15 protein-coding genes are annotated in these 17625 nt (G+C 47.3%); 7 read left to right on the forward strand and 8 right to left on the reverse strand.

Going from position 1 to position 17625, the window contains the following annotated elements:
• The first annotated feature begins 34 nt into the window (after positions 1-34).
• Together ACXAD4_RS12350 and ACXAD4_RS12355 are read left to right on the forward strand one after the other, a co-directional pair.
• The gene (locus ACXAD4_RS12350; protein ID WP_475241721.1) at positions 35-1144 is read left to right on the forward strand and encodes an ankyrin repeat domain-containing protein; all 1110 of its coding nucleotides are present in this window, start codon (positions 35-37) and stop codon (positions 1142-1144) included.
• Complete coding sequence (locus tag ACXAD4_RS12355) at positions 1144-1530, forward strand: hypothetical protein (RefSeq protein ID WP_475241723.1); 387 nt, start codon at positions 1144-1146, stop codon at positions 1528-1530. Before ACXAD4_RS12350 ends, ACXAD4_RS12355 begins: the two co-directional genes overlap by 1 nt.
• A 328-nt stretch (positions 1531-1858) precedes the next feature.
• Here ACXAD4_RS12355 and ACXAD4_RS12360 read toward each other — a convergent pair whose 3' ends face one another.
• Positions 1859-3130, reverse strand: a complete 1272-nt coding sequence (locus tag ACXAD4_RS12360) for a transposase-like zinc-binding domain-containing protein (RefSeq protein WP_475241725.1) — start codon at positions 3128-3130, stop codon at positions 1859-1861.
• A gap of 259 nt (positions 3131-3389) precedes the next feature.
• On the opposite strand from ACXAD4_RS12360, the gene ACXAD4_RS12365 reads away from it, so the two are divergent.
• Positions 3390-4958 (forward strand): bifunctional metallophosphatase/5'-nucleotidase, encoded by a 1569-nt coding sequence (locus ACXAD4_RS12365; RefSeq protein ID WP_475241727.1) that lies wholly within the window; start codon positions 3390-3392, stop codon positions 4956-4958.
• Positions 4959-5170: 212 nt separating this feature from the next.
• On the opposite strand, the gene ACXAD4_RS12370 is transcribed toward ACXAD4_RS12365, so the two are convergent.
• Complete coding sequence (locus tag ACXAD4_RS12370) at positions 5171-5776, reverse strand: short chain dehydrogenase (protein ID WP_475241729.1); 606 nt, start codon at positions 5774-5776, stop codon at positions 5171-5173.
• A 149-nt stretch (positions 5777-5925) separates the two neighbouring features.
• On the opposite strand from ACXAD4_RS12370, the gene ACXAD4_RS12375 reads away from it, so the two are divergent.
• The gene (locus tag ACXAD4_RS12375) at positions 5926-6810 is read left to right on the forward strand and encodes a LysR family transcriptional regulator (protein ID WP_475241732.1); all 885 of its coding nucleotides are present in this window, start codon (positions 5926-5928) and stop codon (positions 6808-6810) included.
• Positions 6811-6920: 110 nt separating this feature from the next.
• Here ACXAD4_RS12375 and arcC read toward each other — a convergent pair whose 3' ends face one another.
• From arcC to ygeW, 5 genes are all read right to left on the reverse strand, one after another.
• Positions 6921-7838, reverse strand: coding sequence for a carbamate kinase (arcC, locus tag ACXAD4_RS12380; protein WP_475241734.1), 918 nt, complete (start codon positions 7836-7838; stop codon positions 6921-6923).
• A gap of 61 nt (positions 7839-7899) precedes the next feature.
• Positions 7900-9357 (reverse strand): dihydropyrimidinase, encoded by a 1458-nt coding sequence (gene hydA / locus ACXAD4_RS12385; RefSeq protein ID WP_475241736.1) that lies wholly within the window; start codon positions 9355-9357, stop codon positions 7900-7902.
• 272 nt (positions 9358-9629) lie between these two features.
• Positions 9630-10841, reverse strand: coding sequence for a YgeY family selenium metabolism-linked hydrolase (locus ACXAD4_RS12390; RefSeq protein ID WP_044623725.1), 1212 nt, complete (start codon positions 10839-10841; stop codon positions 9630-9632).
• Between the two features lie 192 nt (positions 10842-11033).
• Entirely contained in the window at positions 11034-12236 is a 1203-nt protein-coding gene (gene dpaL, locus ACXAD4_RS12395) for a diaminopropionate ammonia-lyase (RefSeq protein ID WP_475241738.1), read from the reverse strand.
• A gap of 139 nt (positions 12237-12375) precedes the next feature.
• Positions 12376-13563 carry a knotted carbamoyltransferase YgeW gene (gene ygeW, locus ACXAD4_RS12400; RefSeq protein WP_475241740.1) on the reverse strand — a complete coding sequence of 396 codons (1188 nt, stop codon included), beginning with the start codon at positions 13561-13563 and terminating at the stop codon, positions 12376-12378.
• Between the two features lie 604 nt (positions 13564-14167).
• On the opposite strand from ygeW, the gene ACXAD4_RS12405 reads away from it, so the two are divergent.
• On the forward strand, positions 14168-15892 hold the full coding sequence (locus ACXAD4_RS12405) for a sigma 54-interacting transcriptional regulator (RefSeq protein WP_475241742.1): 1725 nt from the start codon (positions 14168-14170) through the stop codon (positions 15890-15892).
• Positions 15893-15965: 73 nt separating this feature from the next.
• Here ACXAD4_RS12405 and ACXAD4_RS12410 read toward each other — a convergent pair whose 3' ends face one another.
• Positions 15966-16445 (reverse strand): RNA-binding S4 domain-containing protein, encoded by a 480-nt coding sequence (locus tag ACXAD4_RS12410; RefSeq protein ID WP_475241745.1) that lies wholly within the window; start codon positions 16443-16445, stop codon positions 15966-15968.
• A 145-nt stretch (positions 16446-16590) separates the two neighbouring features.
• On the opposite strand from ACXAD4_RS12410, the gene ACXAD4_RS12415 reads away from it, so the two are divergent.
• Both ACXAD4_RS12415 and ACXAD4_RS12420 read left to right on the forward strand, forming a co-directional pair.
• Positions 16591-17082 carry an NUDIX hydrolase gene (locus ACXAD4_RS12415; RefSeq protein WP_475241747.1) on the forward strand — a complete coding sequence of 164 codons (492 nt, stop codon included), beginning with the start codon at positions 16591-16593 and terminating at the stop codon, positions 17080-17082.
• A gap of 157 nt (positions 17083-17239) precedes the next feature.
• Entirely contained in the window at positions 17240-17395 is a 156-nt protein-coding gene (locus tag ACXAD4_RS12420) for a hypothetical protein (protein WP_475241749.1), read from the forward strand.
• The last annotated feature ends 230 nt before the right edge of the window (positions 17396-17625 follow it).

Genomic DNA, 17625 nt, shown 5'->3' on the forward strand with positions numbered 1-17625 from the left:
ATATACTAGCCAGTGTCAGTTCGAGGAAGTAATAATGAAATTAGTAAAACGCACTCTAGCATCAGCGTTAGCTATCGGCTTTTTGTCTCTATCTGTTCCTGCATTATCTTCAGAAACAAATACAGTAAAGACAAATACGCCAACAGGCGCATTGTACCAGCCTGTGGTTGAAAAAGATGTCTATCGCAACCTGACACCTTTACATCTAGCTGTCGTTGAAGGCGATATTGAAAAAGCCAAAAAATTAATTGCCGATGGTGCCGATGTAAATGCATTGGATCCATTAATGGGTAATGCCCCCATTCATTTTGCCGCCCAAGCCCATAATCAACTCATGTTGCAGATGCTGGTAGAAAATGGCGCATTCGTCAATCTCCAGTCGGTACGCCTTGGGGCATCACCATTGATGCTGGCGGTATGGTACCGCAATATCGAAGGTGTCGAATACCTCCTGAGCCTGCCGGATACAGACACATCTCTGGTGGCGGCATTCGGCATGTCGGCAAAAGACTTTAACGATTTTGGCCCTAATCCTGACGATAAGGCTGCGATCGCCGATATTGCTCGGATTAACGAGCTCTTTGATGCGCGTGAGGCACGCCTAAATAGCCTGGCTGAAGATGAAAGCGCCATCTTCACAGCTCTGGTACTTGATACAGAGTCGAGCGATGAGGAGAAGCTGGCAAACATTCAGGCACTCATCAAAGGCGGGGCTGAGGTAAACGCAATTTCACCTGTCCTCAAAGTAGGTAGCGATTTCCATACGGCTTTGCTCGTCGCTGCTCGGAACGGTAACTATGACATTGCCAAGGCTTTGCTAGAAGCCGGTGCAGACCAAACCATTCCGGGTAACTATATGGCAGCTATCCCGTTGCACAAAGCGGCTTATTTTGGCCGAGCCGATATGCTGACACTTCTATCTCAATATGAGGGCTTCGAAGACGTGTTGGATGCTATGGGACCGAACAACGGGTATACCCCACTTCATGATGCAATTTGGCATGGGCACACCGAGGCAGCCAAAGTTCTCATTGATGCTGGGGCAGATACCACCATTGTTGCTTTTGACGGGTTAACACCAAAAGCATTGGCCGAGCAGTTTGGCTATACCGATATTGTTGAGTTGTTAGAGGCCGACAAGTAATGGCCAATACTGAACTCGAAGCGATCATCAAACAGCTCTTTACAGCCTTTGATCGGTTAGATGATGACAGTTACTTTCTGCCGTACCTCAGCGAACAATACCACTTTTCATTCCATGGAGAAATCTTTGATGGCATAGATGGGTTTAAAGAATGGATGGCAGGAAACAGGGCGACATATGAGCCAGGCTCGTTGTATCACCATCCTTATGGCTTCGAATATACAGAGATGGCTGACAACATGTATCAAGTTGACTTCATGCTGGATTTCAAGGCCCGCTCCTTAAAGGGGGAAACGTTCGAGAATACCGTTAAGGAACGGTGGGTGGTCGATTCGAGTGATAACCAGTTCAAGATTATCTCGTATATTGTCGAGCCCACAGCATAGGGAATGAAAGAGTTATTCCCTTAGTCTTAAAAAACAAAAAACAGCAACCCAAGCTATTGGGTTGCTGTTTTGATTTATATAGTTAAGTGTTAAACATCGACAAAAATCACTTCACCATTTATGAAACCATCGACCGAACACTCAATAAATGAGCTAATAGTCACCACTGCACCTTTGTGATTTATAGTTCGCAACTACGGCTCATACCTGTCTGACTCATTCGTGCTTCGAAGTTCGTTAGCAAAACTTCATTTCTCGTCACAGTAGAGCGTTGTTTGGCTTACATTTTTTATAAGAATAGTCTGAAGAGCAGATCATAGTCTCTACATTAAAGCGTTTGGTTAAACTGTGTTGCTAAACATTGTAATAGTGCATTTACTCTTAATGGCGATGAATATTTAAAGGTGTCCATCCAACCTTGTCGATTCAGCTCATTAATGAATTGGTGACAAGGAGAGAGTGTTGCTTTCGCAATATCAGCAAGGGGGATATCAGGAACCAAAGCAGAAACTGCATACTCATGATTACCATTGCTAAATTGATACCAGCGATTTTGCCACCAGCCAAGGGTTCTTGCTTCGATGAGCTGTCCTGTCTCATGCTCATTTCTTCCTGAGACATAGTAAACCGCACACTCACCGGCTTTTACTTGATACGCAAAGTGTGTCATACAAGCACCTCGTAGGAATACTTCATGATAAAGATAGTGATGGCCTTTCTTTTTACCATGCCCAAGAGTGTTGAGGGTGCGCCAATGAGCGTGTGCAGCTAAAACCGGCTTACATATAGACTCTCCTTTCGCCTGCAAAGAGCTTGGGCCATAATTTAGCTGATCAAACTGCGGCCGTTCCCAAAATACCTGGCTACGTTTCTCTGCAAGCTCCATCGCCTGACAATTGAGTGTAAGATTATGATCTTCTGACTCATACGGAGTCTGTGTATAGTCATAAAGACTGTCCGATGGAAGCAAAAACGGACACCAAGTACTAGTCAGTAGAATTACTTTTCCTGTATCCACATCGCAGCTACAAAGCAACCACAGTTTATTTTGAGCCCCTTGAGTCTTCCCTTTGTAAGGTACAGCCCAAGCGTAAGTTGCCACACGCTGAGCAGATTTCAAGTCATAGCGCTCTTGCTGCTTTAGGTTGCTAAATTGTGTTAACAGACGATCGAGTTGATTGCGTTTGAGTGGGGATTTCGTCAGATATTGAAGCCAACAACTACTGCTCTCAAGGCTTTGCTCAAGTTTGGCTAAAACTGATTTAAGTTCCGTCTTAGGTGTCCAACGCGAATAAGTTGTTAAACAGTCTTTACACCTAAAACGTATTTTTCCATTGGCTGAAATACCAAAGTGGGTCCGAGCTGTACTGGCACAGTTGGGGCAAATAGATGCTGTTAATTTGCCAAGGGTTTCTGCTCTTTTAGCCCATATCTTAGTGAAGCCATCACTATCTAGCACCGGGGGATAAGATCCGCATTTCTTACAATGAAAGGCTCGAAATCCTAGTCGATAAACGGGACCGGTAAACTCTTTAGCTTTGGTGATACCAAAGTTATCACAGAGGTTATTTTTGCAGACGTTTAAATCAACTAGTTCCATAACAGCATCAACAAAAAGTGTATTTTCTTATTTTATCGTTTGCGCAAACGCTTTTAACGTGATGTTAGTCACAACTTAAGGTTTGTTTGATGAGTAAATTGCGCTCCAAATTCAATTACGGCAAAGGTTGGTCTCCGATAAACAGACCCGCCACCATAGTTGTTGAGCCAAACTAGCAGCGTTCGCCGGCAAATGAGGCATTTGCCCTCTTTACCAAGAACGCGCTTAATTTTTAGTACTCTTATACCAAGGCACTACCATGAACCTAAAACAAATCACTCAGTCTTTGGCTGCTTTAGGCTTAGGCTTGAGCGTCAGCTTCCCTACCCTCGCAGAAATCAAGGAAGTGACTCTTCTACATACCAACGATATTGAAAGTGTGTACCAACCAATCGATGCGTTTTGGGATGAAAGCATGGAAGGTATCGGTGGCATTGCTCACCTTGCAACTTTGATTGAGCAAGAGCGTGATAAAGCGACGGCTGAAGGTAGTACATACTTTCAAGTAGATGCCGGTGACATCTTTACTGGCTCTTTGACAAAGCGTAGCTTTGGTCGCTTAGCTTTTGATTTATATGATGTAATGGGTTACGACGTAATTACCTTAGGTAACCATGAGTTCGAATACGGTTGGGAACGCCTTCGTGAAGTCATGCCTCGTGCAAGCTATCCGGTGCTATGTGCAAACATTTTTTATGAAGGTACAGATATTACCCTCGCTCAGCCATACACGATCATCGAACGTGATGGTATTAAAATGGGTGTCATTGGTGTAATGGGTATTGACGCTTACTACAACACAATGTGGGAAGGTAACCGTCGCGGCCTAGAAGTTCGAGATCCTATCGAAGTCACTCAACACTATATTGACTTTTTGAAAGATGAAGTCGACTTCACTGTTATCCTCACTCACCAGAACCTGACTGCACCAATGCAGAGCGATAAACAAGTCGACGAGGAAGTTCAGCGTGGTATTGAAGAAGACTACGAAATGGCAGGTAAGCTACGCGGAGCTGACATCATCATTGGCGGTCACTCAGATAACGGTCTTTGGGAACCAGTGGTACATCCTAAAACTGGTACGATTATCGGTATGACATTTGGTCAGGGGATGCACCTAGGCCACATGAAGCTGTTAGTGGATACAGAGAATGGCGGTGTAAAACTTGAAAAAGGAAAGTTAATTACTGTCAACGCAGATAAGATCCCAGCACACCCTCGTGCAGAAGAAATGATAAATGAAGCTCGTGATGCAAACCCAGATCTTTCTGAAGTCATTGCTGAGCTTGATGACACAGCAGCGCGTCGCTACGTTCGTGAATCTCGCATCGGTAACCTACTAACAGATATTATTCGTGAAGCAGGCGAAGCTGATATTGCAATGCTAAGTTCAGGTAGTATTCGTGTCGATTTTAATCAAGGGCCGATAACGGTTGAGCAAGCAATGAATGCTTTCCCATTCACAGATAAGCTAACCGTTGTAGAGTTAACTGGCGAGAACCTAAAAGAACTATTGGAATACAGCTACACACTACCGTATGGATTAGCCCAGTTCTCAGGCATCAAAACCACGTATGATATGTCTAAGCCAGAAAATAAGCGTCTAGTTACTCTGGAAGTGAACGGTAAAGCAGTTAAAGACACTGATAAGTACCGTGTAGCAACATACTCATTTGCTGCTAGTGGCGGTGATGGTTACACCGTTTTCTCCAAAGGCAAGGTACTTAAGGAGGAAGGACTTGTAATGGATATTATTATTGATGGTCTACGCGAACGTAAAGATATTGTTGTCCCTCAGCTTGGCCGTCAAATAGATATCAGTAAGTAATCCTACATCTGCTGATAATAATTAATGCTAAAGCTAGCTGATTTTACAGCTGGCTTTTTTAATTGGCCTAAATCAACATATTTAATATACAACTTTAACGCCACAAAGGTTCTGGTTCATATCAAATCGACAGATATGGCATGAACCACAAAAAGCAAAAGTAGCAAACCTAATGAACTAGCGATTTTGTAATAGAAGTGACCAGTCAGGCATTACGCATCAACAAAAATCACTTCACCATTGATGAAACCATCGACCGAACGCTCAAACGCCTTGCCGACTAACTTACCCGGTACCGGTTCAAACCCTGGCATCATCTCACCGTACACATCCCATGCTTCGGCAAGAACGGTTGGGTTAACCACATTGATCCTCGTATTACGTGGCATTTCATAGGCAACGCATTTGACGAAGGTATCTATCGCGCCACTTGTGGTGGCATCGGCGATAGCGTAGGGAATTGGCTTTACATTCAAAATACCGCTGATTAAGGTGAAAGAACCACCATCAGCAATGTATTTCTGGCCAATCCGCACTAGGTTAATCTGCCCCATCATTTTGCTCATGACCGTTGTCATCCATTGCGCTTCAGTCATCTCGGCAAAAGTCGCATATTCACAGTAACCGACAGTATTGACCACCGCATCAAAATGGCCGACTTTCTCATACAGTGCCTCAATGGATTTTTCATCGGTAATATCGACGATGTGGTCAACATCACCAGAGCGCCCCGCGGTGATCACCTTGTGGTTGCCTAAACCGGTCAACGCCGCTTGACCCATTTTGCCCAGTGCACCAATTAGAATGACAGTTTTCATATTTCTCTCCAGCCTTTGGATTTATTCGATGGAGAGACTTTAATGAACCACTAAAACAAACTGAAACAATATGATTTTGTAAGTGATACAAGCCAAACTTGTTACTAGGTACAATAGCAACCAAAGTAGCTTTTGCAGCAAGGTGAAGTGTGAGCAGGTTAGATCGGTTAGACATAAAGCAATTGAGGGTTTTCCAAGCACTGATACGTGAAGAGAATGCTTCTAAAGCCGCAAGCCAGTTAGGGCTAACCCAACAAGCGGTCAGCGAGCACCTCAAAAAGCTCAGGGATGTGTTTGATGACAGGTTATTCGTCAGGAAAACCAATGGCTTTGTTCCCACACCATTTGCCGAAGAGCTCGCCATCAAGGTCGATAAGCTACTGATTGACTTCAATGCACTAATGGCTACCAGCTGTTTTGTACCTGAAAAGGCCAAAGGGACGTTCGTGATATCAGCAACGGACTATGCCCAGCAAGTTATCTTACCCCGTTTGATTGCCAAGCTAAGGGTACAGGCCCCCAGCCTGAAGTTAATTGTCAGGGATTTCGAAATAGACACACTCCATGAGCTGATGGAAAATGGCAAGGTCAACTTAGCTATCGCCTTTCCTGATTACATTCATGAAAGCTACCGGGTTTTAAAGCTATTTGAAGAGCACCATGCCTGCGTAACCTCATCAAAGTCATCCATCGCAGGGAAAAAGCCATCATTAGCCGAAGTGGCAGAATTCCCGACCATCATCGCCTCGCCATCTAGGCCGAATTTCAAAGGCTTTATCGATGATTGGTTTTCACAGTTTGGTTTGAAACGAAACGTTGTAGTCTCTGCGCCCTGCTTTTCTATTGTGCCTATGTATCTGGAAACAACAGACTCCATTGCTTTCTTACCGTCGCGAGTAATACAAGGGCTGGATGTGGTCACTATTCCGCTCGAGCAGTCCCCTGATAGCTTTGATGTCATTGCGGCGTGGCACCCCCGCTACCATGATGACCCGTTACAGCAGTGGGTCGTGTCATTGCTCGACATTGAGTAATCGATGGCTTCCAACGCAAAAAAACAGCAACCTAATAGCTAGGTTGCTGTTTTTCATTTAACGGGTTAATCAATTCGCACGAAAGAAACTCTCGCGAACGCTACTCGCTCCTAGGCGCTAACACAAGTCCCGGCTTTTTCGGCCAATACATCCAGCCCTTCTTCCAAGGCGCCGATGTAGGCCCTGCCACCAAACTGGGCAAAGTCAGCTGCGGCCTCCACTTTCGGCCCCATTGAACCGGCAGGGAATTGGTATTCGCTCAACTGCGCTGGGGTTGCTGCGCGAAGGGCGCGCTGGTTTTCAGTGCCCCAATCTAGGTAGACCGCATCGGCATCGGTCAAGATCAGCAGCTTGTCAGCGTTGAGCTGCTTGGCGAGCAAGGTCGCAGCCAGATCTTTGTCGATCACCCCTTCGACCCCGGTATAGCCGTAGTCAGTTTTACGCACAGGGATCCCGCCACCGCCACAGCAGATCACGATTTCACCCGCGCCCAATAAGGTCTCGATAGATTTCTTGTCAATAATGTTCAACGGTTTTGGCGACGGTACGACGCGGCGGACAAACTCGCCATCGCGCTTCATCGTCCAGTTATTGGCTTCTGCCAAGATGCCAGCTTCTTCTTCGTTGTAGACCGGGCCAACGAACTTGGTTGGGTCAAGCATGCTCGGATCGTTCGAATCGACTTCGATACGGGTCAGCAAACTAGAGACTTCTGTATCCGGCATCAGGTTTTGCAGCTCCTGGGCCAGCATATAGCCAATCATACCTTCACTTTCAGCGCCTAAAACATCGAGCGGGTAAGGCTGTACCTTGTCGTAGGCCAGGTTCTGTAGGGCTAGCAAGCCGACCTGTGGCCCATTGCCATGGACAATCGCCACTTGGTACTCCTTGGCAATCTCAGCGATCGCTTTGGCAGCAATCTTGATATTGGCAAGCTGGTTGGTAAAACTTGGCGCATCGCCACGACGCAACAGTGCATTTCCCCCTAAGGCGACGACAGCAGTACTCTTCTTGGTTGGGGTGTTCATAACTACTCCTTGAATTATCCTTGTTGTTTTGGGGCTATTACCCCTACCCGTCCGTTACGGCTTACAGCGCACTGGCATCGAACGGTTTGCGGCGAATAAAGCGGCCATTCCCAGCTTTCCCCGTAAATTCGCCATTACACGCTACAACGTCCCCACGGCTGATGGTCATCACTGGCCAGCCCTGGGTTTGGATATCTTCAAACGGGGTATAGTCTGCGTTGTCGTGTAGTAATTCGTGTTTGATTGAGACTTCTTGCTCTGGGTCGAACAGCACTAAGTCAGCATCAGCTCCTGCTTGCAAAGCGCCTTTTTGCGGATAAAGGCCAAACAACTTGGCTGGCAGGTAACTGGTCAGCTCGACAAAACGGCTTGGGCTCAGCCGCCCTTTCATCACGCCTTCAGAGAACAGCAATGGCATTCGGGTCTCGACGCCAGGCATCCCGTTAGGACAAGCGCTAAAGTTGTCTTTGCCGCGCTGTTTTTGCTCATGGTAGGTGAACGAGCAATGGTCGGTAGCCACTGTATCAATACTGCCATCCACCAGCCCGAGCCAGAGCTTCTCGCGCTCTACCGCTGGTCGAAGTGGCGGGCTCAGAATGAATTTGAGCGCGTCTTCCCGTTCATAGCAGCTATCATCCAACATCAGGTATTGCGGGCAGGTTTCCACCCACACAGGTTGGTGGTTATCGCGGGCAAGGCGGGTGTAATCCAGACCAAGCCCATTAGAGAGGTGGACAATATACAGCGGCGCATCACCGGCCAATTTGGCTAGATTGATCATCCGGGCAATAGCCTCGGCCTCGCACTCGAGCGGACGACTTACCGCATGGTATTTAGGTGCGGTCTTGCCCTGCTCTAGCAGTTGGGTACGGCGCAAGGCAATAGCAGCATCGTTCTCGGGGTGCACGGTAGCCAATGCGCCGACTTGTTTCAGTTGGATCAGCGCCTTGAGCACTTCTTCATCATCGAGCTTGTAACCGTAGGTTAGGTACAACTTGAAGCTGGATATCCCCTCTTCTTCGACCATCGAAGCCATTTCAGCGAGGATGTCGTCATTTACGTGCTGGATCACCCCGTGGAAGCTATAGTCGATAACTGCTGTATCCTTGGCGTATTTCTGATAGACATTCAACTGGTGGTGAAGGCTACAACCTTTGGGGCCAAAGCCCATATGGTCAACAACCGTGGTAGTGCCACCACAGGCTGCTGCGCGGGTGCCGGAGAAAAAATCATCGCAACTACGCGCGATACCAACATCGATATTGAAATGGGTATGGACATCAATACCGCCCGGCATCACATACAATCCCGCCGCCTCGATGATTTCACACTGCTTGGGAATGATGTGGATTTCTGGGGCAATGTCGGCGATCTTGCCGTCAACGATAAGAATATCGGCTTTTTGAGCCTGCAGGTGATCAACCACTATCCCCTGGCGGATCAACATTGTCCCCGGACGGGGCTGGGTAAGGATCGCCGCTTGGTTTTCTGATGTTTTTTTCGACGCCGCGGAAAACATACTTTATTCCTTCTCTGCCTAAGAATTCATATACCCAAATTACGTCAAGGTATAAAAAGAATGCTGTTGCGTTTGCCCGCTGAGATTAGAGACTTTAGCTTTAAGGCTTCAGGGGTAACGGACAAAAGAAACAGAACACACCTGCCTAAAAAAGAAATCCATCCTGGGGGGGATATGTGGCCAACGTTAGGCAGAGCGGTCGGCGCCCCCAGGACGGAAAAGGATGGACAGGCAGAGCACAGAGAGCATAGTGCCCTACCCGTCACGTTTTATTACTTCTTCAACTCTTTCAGGTACATCTGAGGAATAACAGCGTACATTGCGGCACAAGTGACTAGGTGATCTTTCCAAGTCTTCTCGTTTGGCGCGTGTGCTTCTGGCTCTTTACCAGGACCGAAGCCGATCACTGGGATACCGTAGCGGCCCATGATAGATACGCCATTGGTTGAGAAAGTCCACTTATCAACGGTTGGTTTCTTGTCGAACAGTAGCTCGTAAGAGGCTTCTAGAGTCTTAGTCGCAACGTGCTCTTCATCGATCTTCCATGCAGGGAAGTAGCACTCTGTTGGGTAAACCAAGCCGGTGTAGGCAGGACGGTCATAGTTGTACATAGACACTTTACCGCCAAATTTCTTAACCGCTTCAAGCTCTTCGATTTCCTTGATAGCGCCTTCCCATGTTTCACCCCAAGTCAGGCGACGGTCGATAGACACCGCGCAGCTGTCAGCAACCGCACAGCGGCTTGGTGAAGTGAAGAAGACTTCAGAAACAGTCAGTGTACCTTTGCCTAGGAATGGGTCGTCGCCAAGGTTAGAAGCCAGTTTCTCGATATCGCCTAGGATGTGACCCATCTTGAAGATAGCGTTGTCACCACGCTCAGGCGCTGAGCCGTGGCAGCTAACACCGGATACATCAACACGAATTTCCATACGACCGCGTTGGCCACGGTAGATCTGGCAATCAGTAGGTTCAGTAGATACAACAAACTCAGGGCGGATATTGCTTTCCTGGATGATGTACTGCCAGCAAAGGCCGTCACAGTCTTCTTCCTGAACAGTACCGGTCACTAGCAGGGTGTATTCATCTTCAAGGCCAAGATCTTTGATGATCTTACCGGCGTAAACCATAGACGCCATGCCGCCTTCCTGATCCGATGCACCACGACCACCGATCACTTCGTCATCTTCCATACCTTCATACGGGTCGAAGTCCCAGTTATCCATGTTACCGACACCGACGGTATCGATGTGTGCATCCATCGCAATAAGGTGGGGACCGTGACCAATCCAACCCAGTACGTTGCCCATTGGGTCGATTTCTACTTTGTCAAAGCCGACTTTTTCCATTTCTTCTTTGATGCGCAGTACCACTTTTTCTTCGTCACAGCTTTCACTTGGAATCGCAATCATGTCACGAAGGAAACGGGTCATGTCCGCTTTGTAGTCTTGGGCTTTTTCCAGTACTTGGGCAAATGGGATGTTCATTATAATTCTCCTTGAACCGGGCGGTGGTCATCACACCCGGTATGATCGATTTTCACGGCACCCTGCCTATTGATGACACCAACAAGGCACTAAATTTAAAATTCTTTATTCATATCTATTTCTGAGCATTTAGTGGTGCTAGTTAGCGCAGACTCTGTGCTAACTAGCCCAAATAATGGGTCAAAAATATGGTCAAACAGTTTGGTGTTTACCGCCCCACACCACTTCGCGGTAATGGACAGGGTCGGTATCCCCTTCGGTATTGATCAGCAGTACCACTGAGTCTTGGTTGAGACCCATTTTTTCCATCAGTTTTTCTTTTTCTGGATGGAAATGAACGGCGGCAAGCAAACCAGCACCTACTGCACCAGACTCACCAGACACAACTCTTGGGTCATCACCCATTGGGTTACCGAGGACACGCATACCTAGTGCGGCAACACTGTCCTGGCAGGAAACAAACTGGGTGGAGCAATCGCGCAATACCGGCCAGCCGATTGGGTTAGGTTCGCCACAAGCCAGGCCAACCATGATGGTGGCAAGGTCGCCATCGACATTGATCATTTCGCCTTTTTCGCTGATACCAGAGCGGTAGATACAGTCAGCTTGGTCAGGCTCGACAACCACGGAGTGCAGTTTGTCAGGGCCGTATTGATCACAGAGGTAGCCCAGCACACCGCCGGCCATCGCACCAACACCGGCCTGTAGGAACACGTGAGTCGGGCGTTCAACTGCCATTTCTTTCATTTGAACGACAGCTTCTGCTGCCATGGTGGTATAACCCTGCATGATCCAGGTTGGGATCTCGGTGTAACCTTCCCAAGCGGTGTCCTGAACCACTTTCCAGCCGTTTTCATCTGCTGTTTTGATCGCAAGGCGCACGGTATCGTCGTAGTTCATGTCGGTGACAATACATTCGGCCCCCAAAGCACGGATGTTGTTGACGCGCTCGTCAGCCGCGCCTTTTGGCATGTACACCACGGCGTTCTGGCCGAGTTTGTTAGCAGCCCATGCTACACCACGGCCGTGGTTACCATCGGTGGCGGTCGCAAAGGTCATTTTTTCTGTGATGTCGTTTTTCAGCTTGTCGAAATCAAAGGCATTGATATCAAGCTTGAACTCATCACACAGCAGGCGGGCAATCGCATAAGCGCCCCCCAGCATTTTGAATGCATTCAAATCGAAGCGGTAAGATTCATCTTTGACTAGGATTTTGCCAACACCGATTGCTTTGGCCAGGCAGTCAAGAGAATGTAAGGGTGTCGGCTGGTAGCCTTCCACAGCTTGGTGGAAAGAGCGGGCTTTTTCCGCTTCAGCGGCGGTAAATAGTGGAGATAGCTGACCGTTATAGTGGCGGTTATCGGCGATCTCCATTTTAAGAGTGAACGTAGACACGACCAGACCTCATAAAATAAGAGAAAGAAAAAGGCGGGGGTCTGAAATAACCCAAGGGTATTACTCCCCCGCTAATGGGCTAGCATGCCCAAGCATAAAGATACAGATAGATCGACTAGGGACTCGATGCCGTAAGCGGTTATTTAACGCGCTTCTTCGCATCGTCCAGTAGCTCTTGCAGAATATGCCCAGGCTCCTGGTATTTACGGTTTAGTATCATTGCCGCAATAATGTATGGCTTCCAGCTCGCTTCCTTGTAAGTCGCGATACGGTATTTCTCAAATACCGACTCCTCGACTTCGCCTTCTTCACACGATACGCCAGTGATGTCCGCTGGTAGGCAGTGCATGTAAAGTGCTTCGCCACCTTTGGTCAGCTTCATCATCTCTTCGGTACAGTGCCAGTCTTTGTGGTTGGCATTCTGGCCAAGACATTCTTTTTCCAGTGCTTTTAGGCCATCATGATCGTTAGCACGTAGCAGTTCAGTACGACGACCCATCACTTGGTAAGGCGCCCAAGACTTCGGATAAACGATGTCTGCGTCTTTGAACGCTTCTTCCATGCTGGCAACCTGAGTGAAGCTACCGCCAGAAGCTTCCGCGTTCTTGCGTGCTTCTTCGACTACTTCAGGGATCAAGTCATAGCCTTCTGGGTGAGCCAGAGTGACGTCCATACCGAAACGAGTCATCAAGCCGATGATACCCTGAGGCACTGACAATGGCTTGCCGTAGCTTGGCGAGTAAGCCCAAGTCATCGCAATTTTCTTGCCTTTCAGCTTATCCAGACCACCGAAGTGCTCTTCCAACCATGCCAAGTCAGCCATAGACTGGGTTGGGTGGTCGATATCACACTGCAGGTTAACCAGAGCAGGACGGTGAGGAAGCACGCCTTCTTTAACGCCGTCATCCAGCGCTTCACCCACTTCACGCATGTAAGCATTACCAGCGCCTAGGTACATGTCATCGCGGATACCGATAGCATCGGCACAGAATGAAATCATGTTGGCGGTTTCGCGGACTGTTTCACCGTGGGCAATTTGTGATTTGCCTTCATCCAAGTCCTGCTGGGCAAGGCCTAGCATGTTGATTGCTGATGCGTAAGAGAAGCGGGTACGGGTTGAGTTGTCACGGAACAGGGAAATTCCGAGGCCGTTGTTAAACACGTTGGTAGCAATGTTTTCCTGGCGCATTGATTTAAGGGCTTGGGCTGTTTTCAATACACGCTCAAGTTCTTCCGGGGTTTGCTCCCAGGTCAACAGAAAGTCTTTGTCGTGCAGTTCAGATTTAAGCTCATTAATTTCCTTGATCAGTTCGTTGATGCTCTTCATGTTTTTCTTCCCGGTTTCAATTGTTATACGTTCCTGGCAGCGCTTTTCTTCACGGGCCAGTCGCTTAATGGGTAATGACAGCCTTCAGCATTGCTCAATCAGCGATCATTCATTTGGTTTTTGATTTAAGGCACTGAGATTGCTTATAAGAACGGTCCGTTCAAACAGTGTTCTTGTAATGCTTCAGGCTTAAACTAAGGGTTAACAAAGGTAATTTTTTCGGAACTTAATTCAGTACAATCAACAACTGTGCCAACATTGAAATTAGAAAACTTTATTTATCATTACTCCTTGAAAAGCCGCGAAATTACAGGCTTTGACAATTTAAAGGCACCGCTAAACCATAAAGAAAAACTAGGCAGCCAAATGAAAAGCTATCACGGAGGTATCAACTCGCTAGACCAAAATGATAGTGATAAAAAAGGGGGATTATCATATTGATATTCCCGTGTGACATTGCTAGCAAAATATTCCATTTCGAATTTTTCAATTGAAAAACCCTGACACATATCAAACAGCATAAAGCGGTTTTTCTTTATGTTAATTCGGTCATTAAAGGAATAAGCCAGTCAATATGCTGAACACACCAAGACCCTCAGAATTAATGCAGTTGCAACCAACGATCCTCCGCTTCACTCAGATGTTGTCGGCGGTGTTGAAGATCGATGCCGAAGTTGTCGATGCCGATTTGGTCCGAATTGCAGGTACTGGTCCCTACAGTAAGTTTTTTGGAAAAAAACTGAACACCAGCTCAAGGATATTCAGGTATATCCTTGAGACACATGAAGAAAAAGTTGTCGTTAAATCTCGTACCGATCCTTTATGCGAAGGGTGTACTAACAAAAACGGTTGCCGTGAAATGGCCTTTCTGGGCGTACCTATCATGATTGAAGAAAGGTGCCTAGGGGTGATCAGCCTCGTCGCGTTTACCGAAGAGTCGCGTGAAAGAATCAAGGAAAATGTCCAACTTTTCTCAGACTACATTAAACACATCGCCCAAATTGTGGTGTCTAAAGTTGTCGAGAAAAACAGTAACAGTGAAGGTCTCGATGAGGTGTTTACTAATCTTATTGAAAACATGGACCAAGGCGTATTAGTTCTCGATGAAAACAATCGGGTAAAATACGGTAATCAACCAGCACTCAACAACCTAAATATAACGCAGGATGTGCTGCATACCCTTGAAATTAATATTCAGCCATTGTCACTTCACAACAATGAAATGAAAGGCCACCAGCAACATATTATTTCACTGGGAGGGCGGCAAGAATTATTAGTCGGGCAATTTTATAATGCCCATGGTCACCAATTATTCTTAATGGCTTACCATCAGCCCAATAGCGCTTTGATGATCCCAGATCATGAGCCTCAATTCGCCACCGTTATCGGCGAATGTACCAAGATGCGCCAACTGAAAAAGCTCATCACCCGCATTGCCAGCAGCCCGTCCAGCGTGCTGATCAACGGTGAAAGCGGTACCGGTAAGGAAGTCATCGCCAATGCGGTACATAACCTCAGTGATCGCAGCAAATACCCGTTTATTGCTATCAACTGTGCAGCTATTCCTGATCAGCTGCTGGAAAGTGAGCTGTTTGGTTATGTCAAAGGAGCCTTTACCGGCGCTTCAACTAAGGGCAAGACTGGCCTTATCCAGGCTGCCAACAAAGGCACTCTGTTCCTCGATGAAATCGGCGATATGTCGATGACCCTACAAGCCAAGTTGTTGCGTGTGCTGGAAGAGCGCGAAGTGATGCCTATTGGCTCGAACAAATCCGTCCCGGTGGATATCCGCATCATTTCGGCAACCAACCGAAATTTCCAGGAGATGATCGCCACCAACAAATTCCGCGAGGATTTATATTACCGGCTTAACGTCATCCCTATTCACCTACCGCCGCTAAAAGAGCGTGAGGGGGATATCGCGCTGCTGATCAACTACTTCCTCGAACACCACACCCAAAAAATCGGGGTGACCTACCCGGGGATCAGTGCTGAAGCCATGCGCCTCCTCAATGCCTACCATTGGCCGGGGAACGTTCGTGAATTAAGCAACTTAGTGGAATATCTTGTCAATGTCGTGCCAGAAGGCGACCAGATCGACGTCGACTTACTACCTCCATACTTTGAACAAACACCTGAAGCATCCAGCCCTCAAGAAGCCTTGAGCGATGACTGTTCAATGAGTCTAGAGGAAATGGAGAAGATCCGCATAGAAGAGGCCATTTCACGGCTGGGCAACCGCAAAATGGTCGCCGAAGAGCTAGGGATAGGGATTGCCACCCTGTACCGTAAGATCAAAAAGTATGGGCTAAGCAACCACCGGGCTTGATAAGCCCTGCTCCCCCTTATAACTTGCTTCCCCTTAAAAAAGTAAGGCCGCGACTTTCGCGGCCTTTGTTTTGTTAGAAGCTAATTGGCTTACGGCCTGTTGCTTTATCTGCTGGGCCTTTGGCTGCTGGCTTGCCTGAGCCGCCTTTCTTCGCTTTATTGGCTTTATTACCTTGGGAGCGACCGCCTTGAGAGCCGGCTTTCGCACCCTGCCCTTTACCCTTCGCCGCTTTTGATGCTGACTTAGAGCGAGGTGCTGGCTTTGGCTCAGCGGCTTTCTTAGGTTTTTCTACCACCTCAGTCACTGGCTGGTCGCAAAGCACTAGGTAGAACTCATTGTTGAACTCAATGACATCACCGTCATAGACCTTACGGCGTTTTCGTTGTTCCAGCTCACCGTTGACCGCGACATAACCTTCGGCAATCGCAAATTTGGCTTCACCGCCACCACTTACGGCGTTGGCAATTTTCAACACCTTATAAAGCTCAATAGGCTGGGCACTCACCTCAACGCCAAGGGCTTCAACTTCATATTCTTCGTGTTCTTCAGACATTTTTCTAACCAGTGGTGACTTAAATTATTTAACTCGCGTCATAACGCTAACTGAATTTTAACCCAATCCGGCTTGGCATTCACGTAGCGGGTAAGTTATTCTCGCCGCTTGTTTCTTTAGACTATGTATTCAATTAGGTCATCACATGTACTGCCCTTCTTGCGGACAAGCATCACTCGCTCAAACCGATGCTAAAGCGTTTCGTTGTGAGCACTGCCAATTCACCTATTTTCACAATACTGCATCGGCTGTTCTGGCGGTTATCTGCTGTGGCGATGAAGTCTTAGTGGCAGAACGCGGGCGCGATCCCGGTAAAGGTATGCTCGATTTTCCCGGTGGATTTGTTGATTATGATGAATCGTTAGAGCAAGCCCTCTGCCGTGAACTGCAAGAGGAACTGGGCTTTCAGCCTACCGACATGCGCTATATCGGCTCTGCATCCAACACCTACAACTACCGTAGTATCGAATACAAGACCTGTGATGCTTTCTTTCACATCACACTAGATAACAAGCCAAAAATGCAGGCAAATGATGATGTTGCCGCTATCCGCTGGGTAAAACGCAATGACATCATTGCGAATGAGTTTGCTTTCGAATCAGCCAAAAACGCATTGAAATTACTGGGTATAGATTAACGACAATTTGGTCGCTCTACGCCTACAAGAGCGGGGAAAGTGTGAACTACGCCTCCTTGCTCCTCCTTAAAATAATTAATCAGGGATGATGGTTTTTTAACCAAATCAAGACAGGATGTATGTCGTAAACAACATGATGACTTGAGGGTAAAACGTCATGCTGACTTTTAATAAAGATTATGTTTTTTCAAACAACGCAGAAACCAGCTTCGAAGAAGCCAACCGTGTAAGTTGCCCGCAAGAAGCCGACAAAGAGCTGAAGCGTAAGGCAATGTTGGCTAGCGTACAAAAAGAAGGTGGTTTGGAAGACTGATATCAAGTGCAACGTCTCTAAGACTTTTGCCTGATATGAAGACCAGTCCTAATTCGACGTCTCTCCAGCGCTGGTGGTAACCAAGTTTTTGGCCGCCAACCAATATCTTCCTGTGCCTCGTTGTTAGTAAGCAATCAACTTTCTCAGGCCATCAGCGCTTTTCACAATCTCCTTCAAGCCTCACTCGCAAGGCTTTAGCACTTCAACTTTGTCGTAAATTCAACCATTAA

It is taken from the genome of Photobacterium sp. AWH4_225 (assembly GCF_056158405.1).

Coding starts and splice junctions, on each gene's coding strand:
- ACXAD4_RS12350 (WP_475241721.1), top strand. CDS start 35: ATGAAATTAGTAAAACGCACTCTAGCATCAGCGTTAGCTATCGGCTTT.
- ACXAD4_RS12355 (WP_475241723.1), top strand. CDS start 1,144: ATGGCCAATACTGAACTCGAAGCGATCATCAAACAGCTCTTTACAGCC.
- ACXAD4_RS12360 (WP_475241725.1), bottom strand. CDS start 3,130: ATGGAACTAGTTGATTTAAACGTCTGCAAAAATAACCTCTGTGATAAC.
- ACXAD4_RS12365 (WP_475241727.1), top strand. CDS start 3,390: ATGAACCTAAAACAAATCACTCAGTCTTTGGCTGCTTTAGGCTTAGGC.
- ACXAD4_RS12370 (WP_475241729.1), bottom strand. CDS start 5,776: ATGAAAACTGTCATTCTAATTGGTGCACTGGGCAAAATGGGTCAAGCG.
- arcC (WP_475241734.1), bottom strand. CDS start 7,838: ATGAACACCCCAACCAAGAAGAGTACTGCTGTCGTCGCCTTAGGGGGA.
- hydA (WP_475241736.1), bottom strand. CDS start 9,357: ATGTTTTCCGCGGCGTCGAAAAAAACATCAGAAAACCAAGCGGCGATC.
- ACXAD4_RS12390 (WP_044623725.1), bottom strand. CDS start 10,841: ATGAACATCCCATTTGCCCAAGTACTGGAAAAAGCCCAAGACTACAAA.
- ygeW (WP_475241740.1), bottom strand. CDS start 13,563: ATGAAGAGCATCAACGAACTGATCAAGGAAATTAATGAGCTTAAATCT.
- ACXAD4_RS12405 (WP_475241742.1), top strand. CDS start 14,168: ATGCAGTTGCAACCAACGATCCTCCGCTTCACTCAGATGTTGTCGGCG.
- ACXAD4_RS12410 (WP_475241745.1), bottom strand. CDS start 16,445: ATGTCTGAAGAACACGAAGAATATGAAGTTGAAGCCCTTGGCGTTGAG.
- ACXAD4_RS12415 (WP_475241747.1), top strand. CDS start 16,591: ATGTACTGCCCTTCTTGCGGACAAGCATCACTCGCTCAAACCGATGCT.
- ACXAD4_RS12420 (WP_475241749.1), top strand. CDS start 17,240: ATGCTGACTTTTAATAAAGATTATGTTTTTTCAAACAACGCAGAAACC.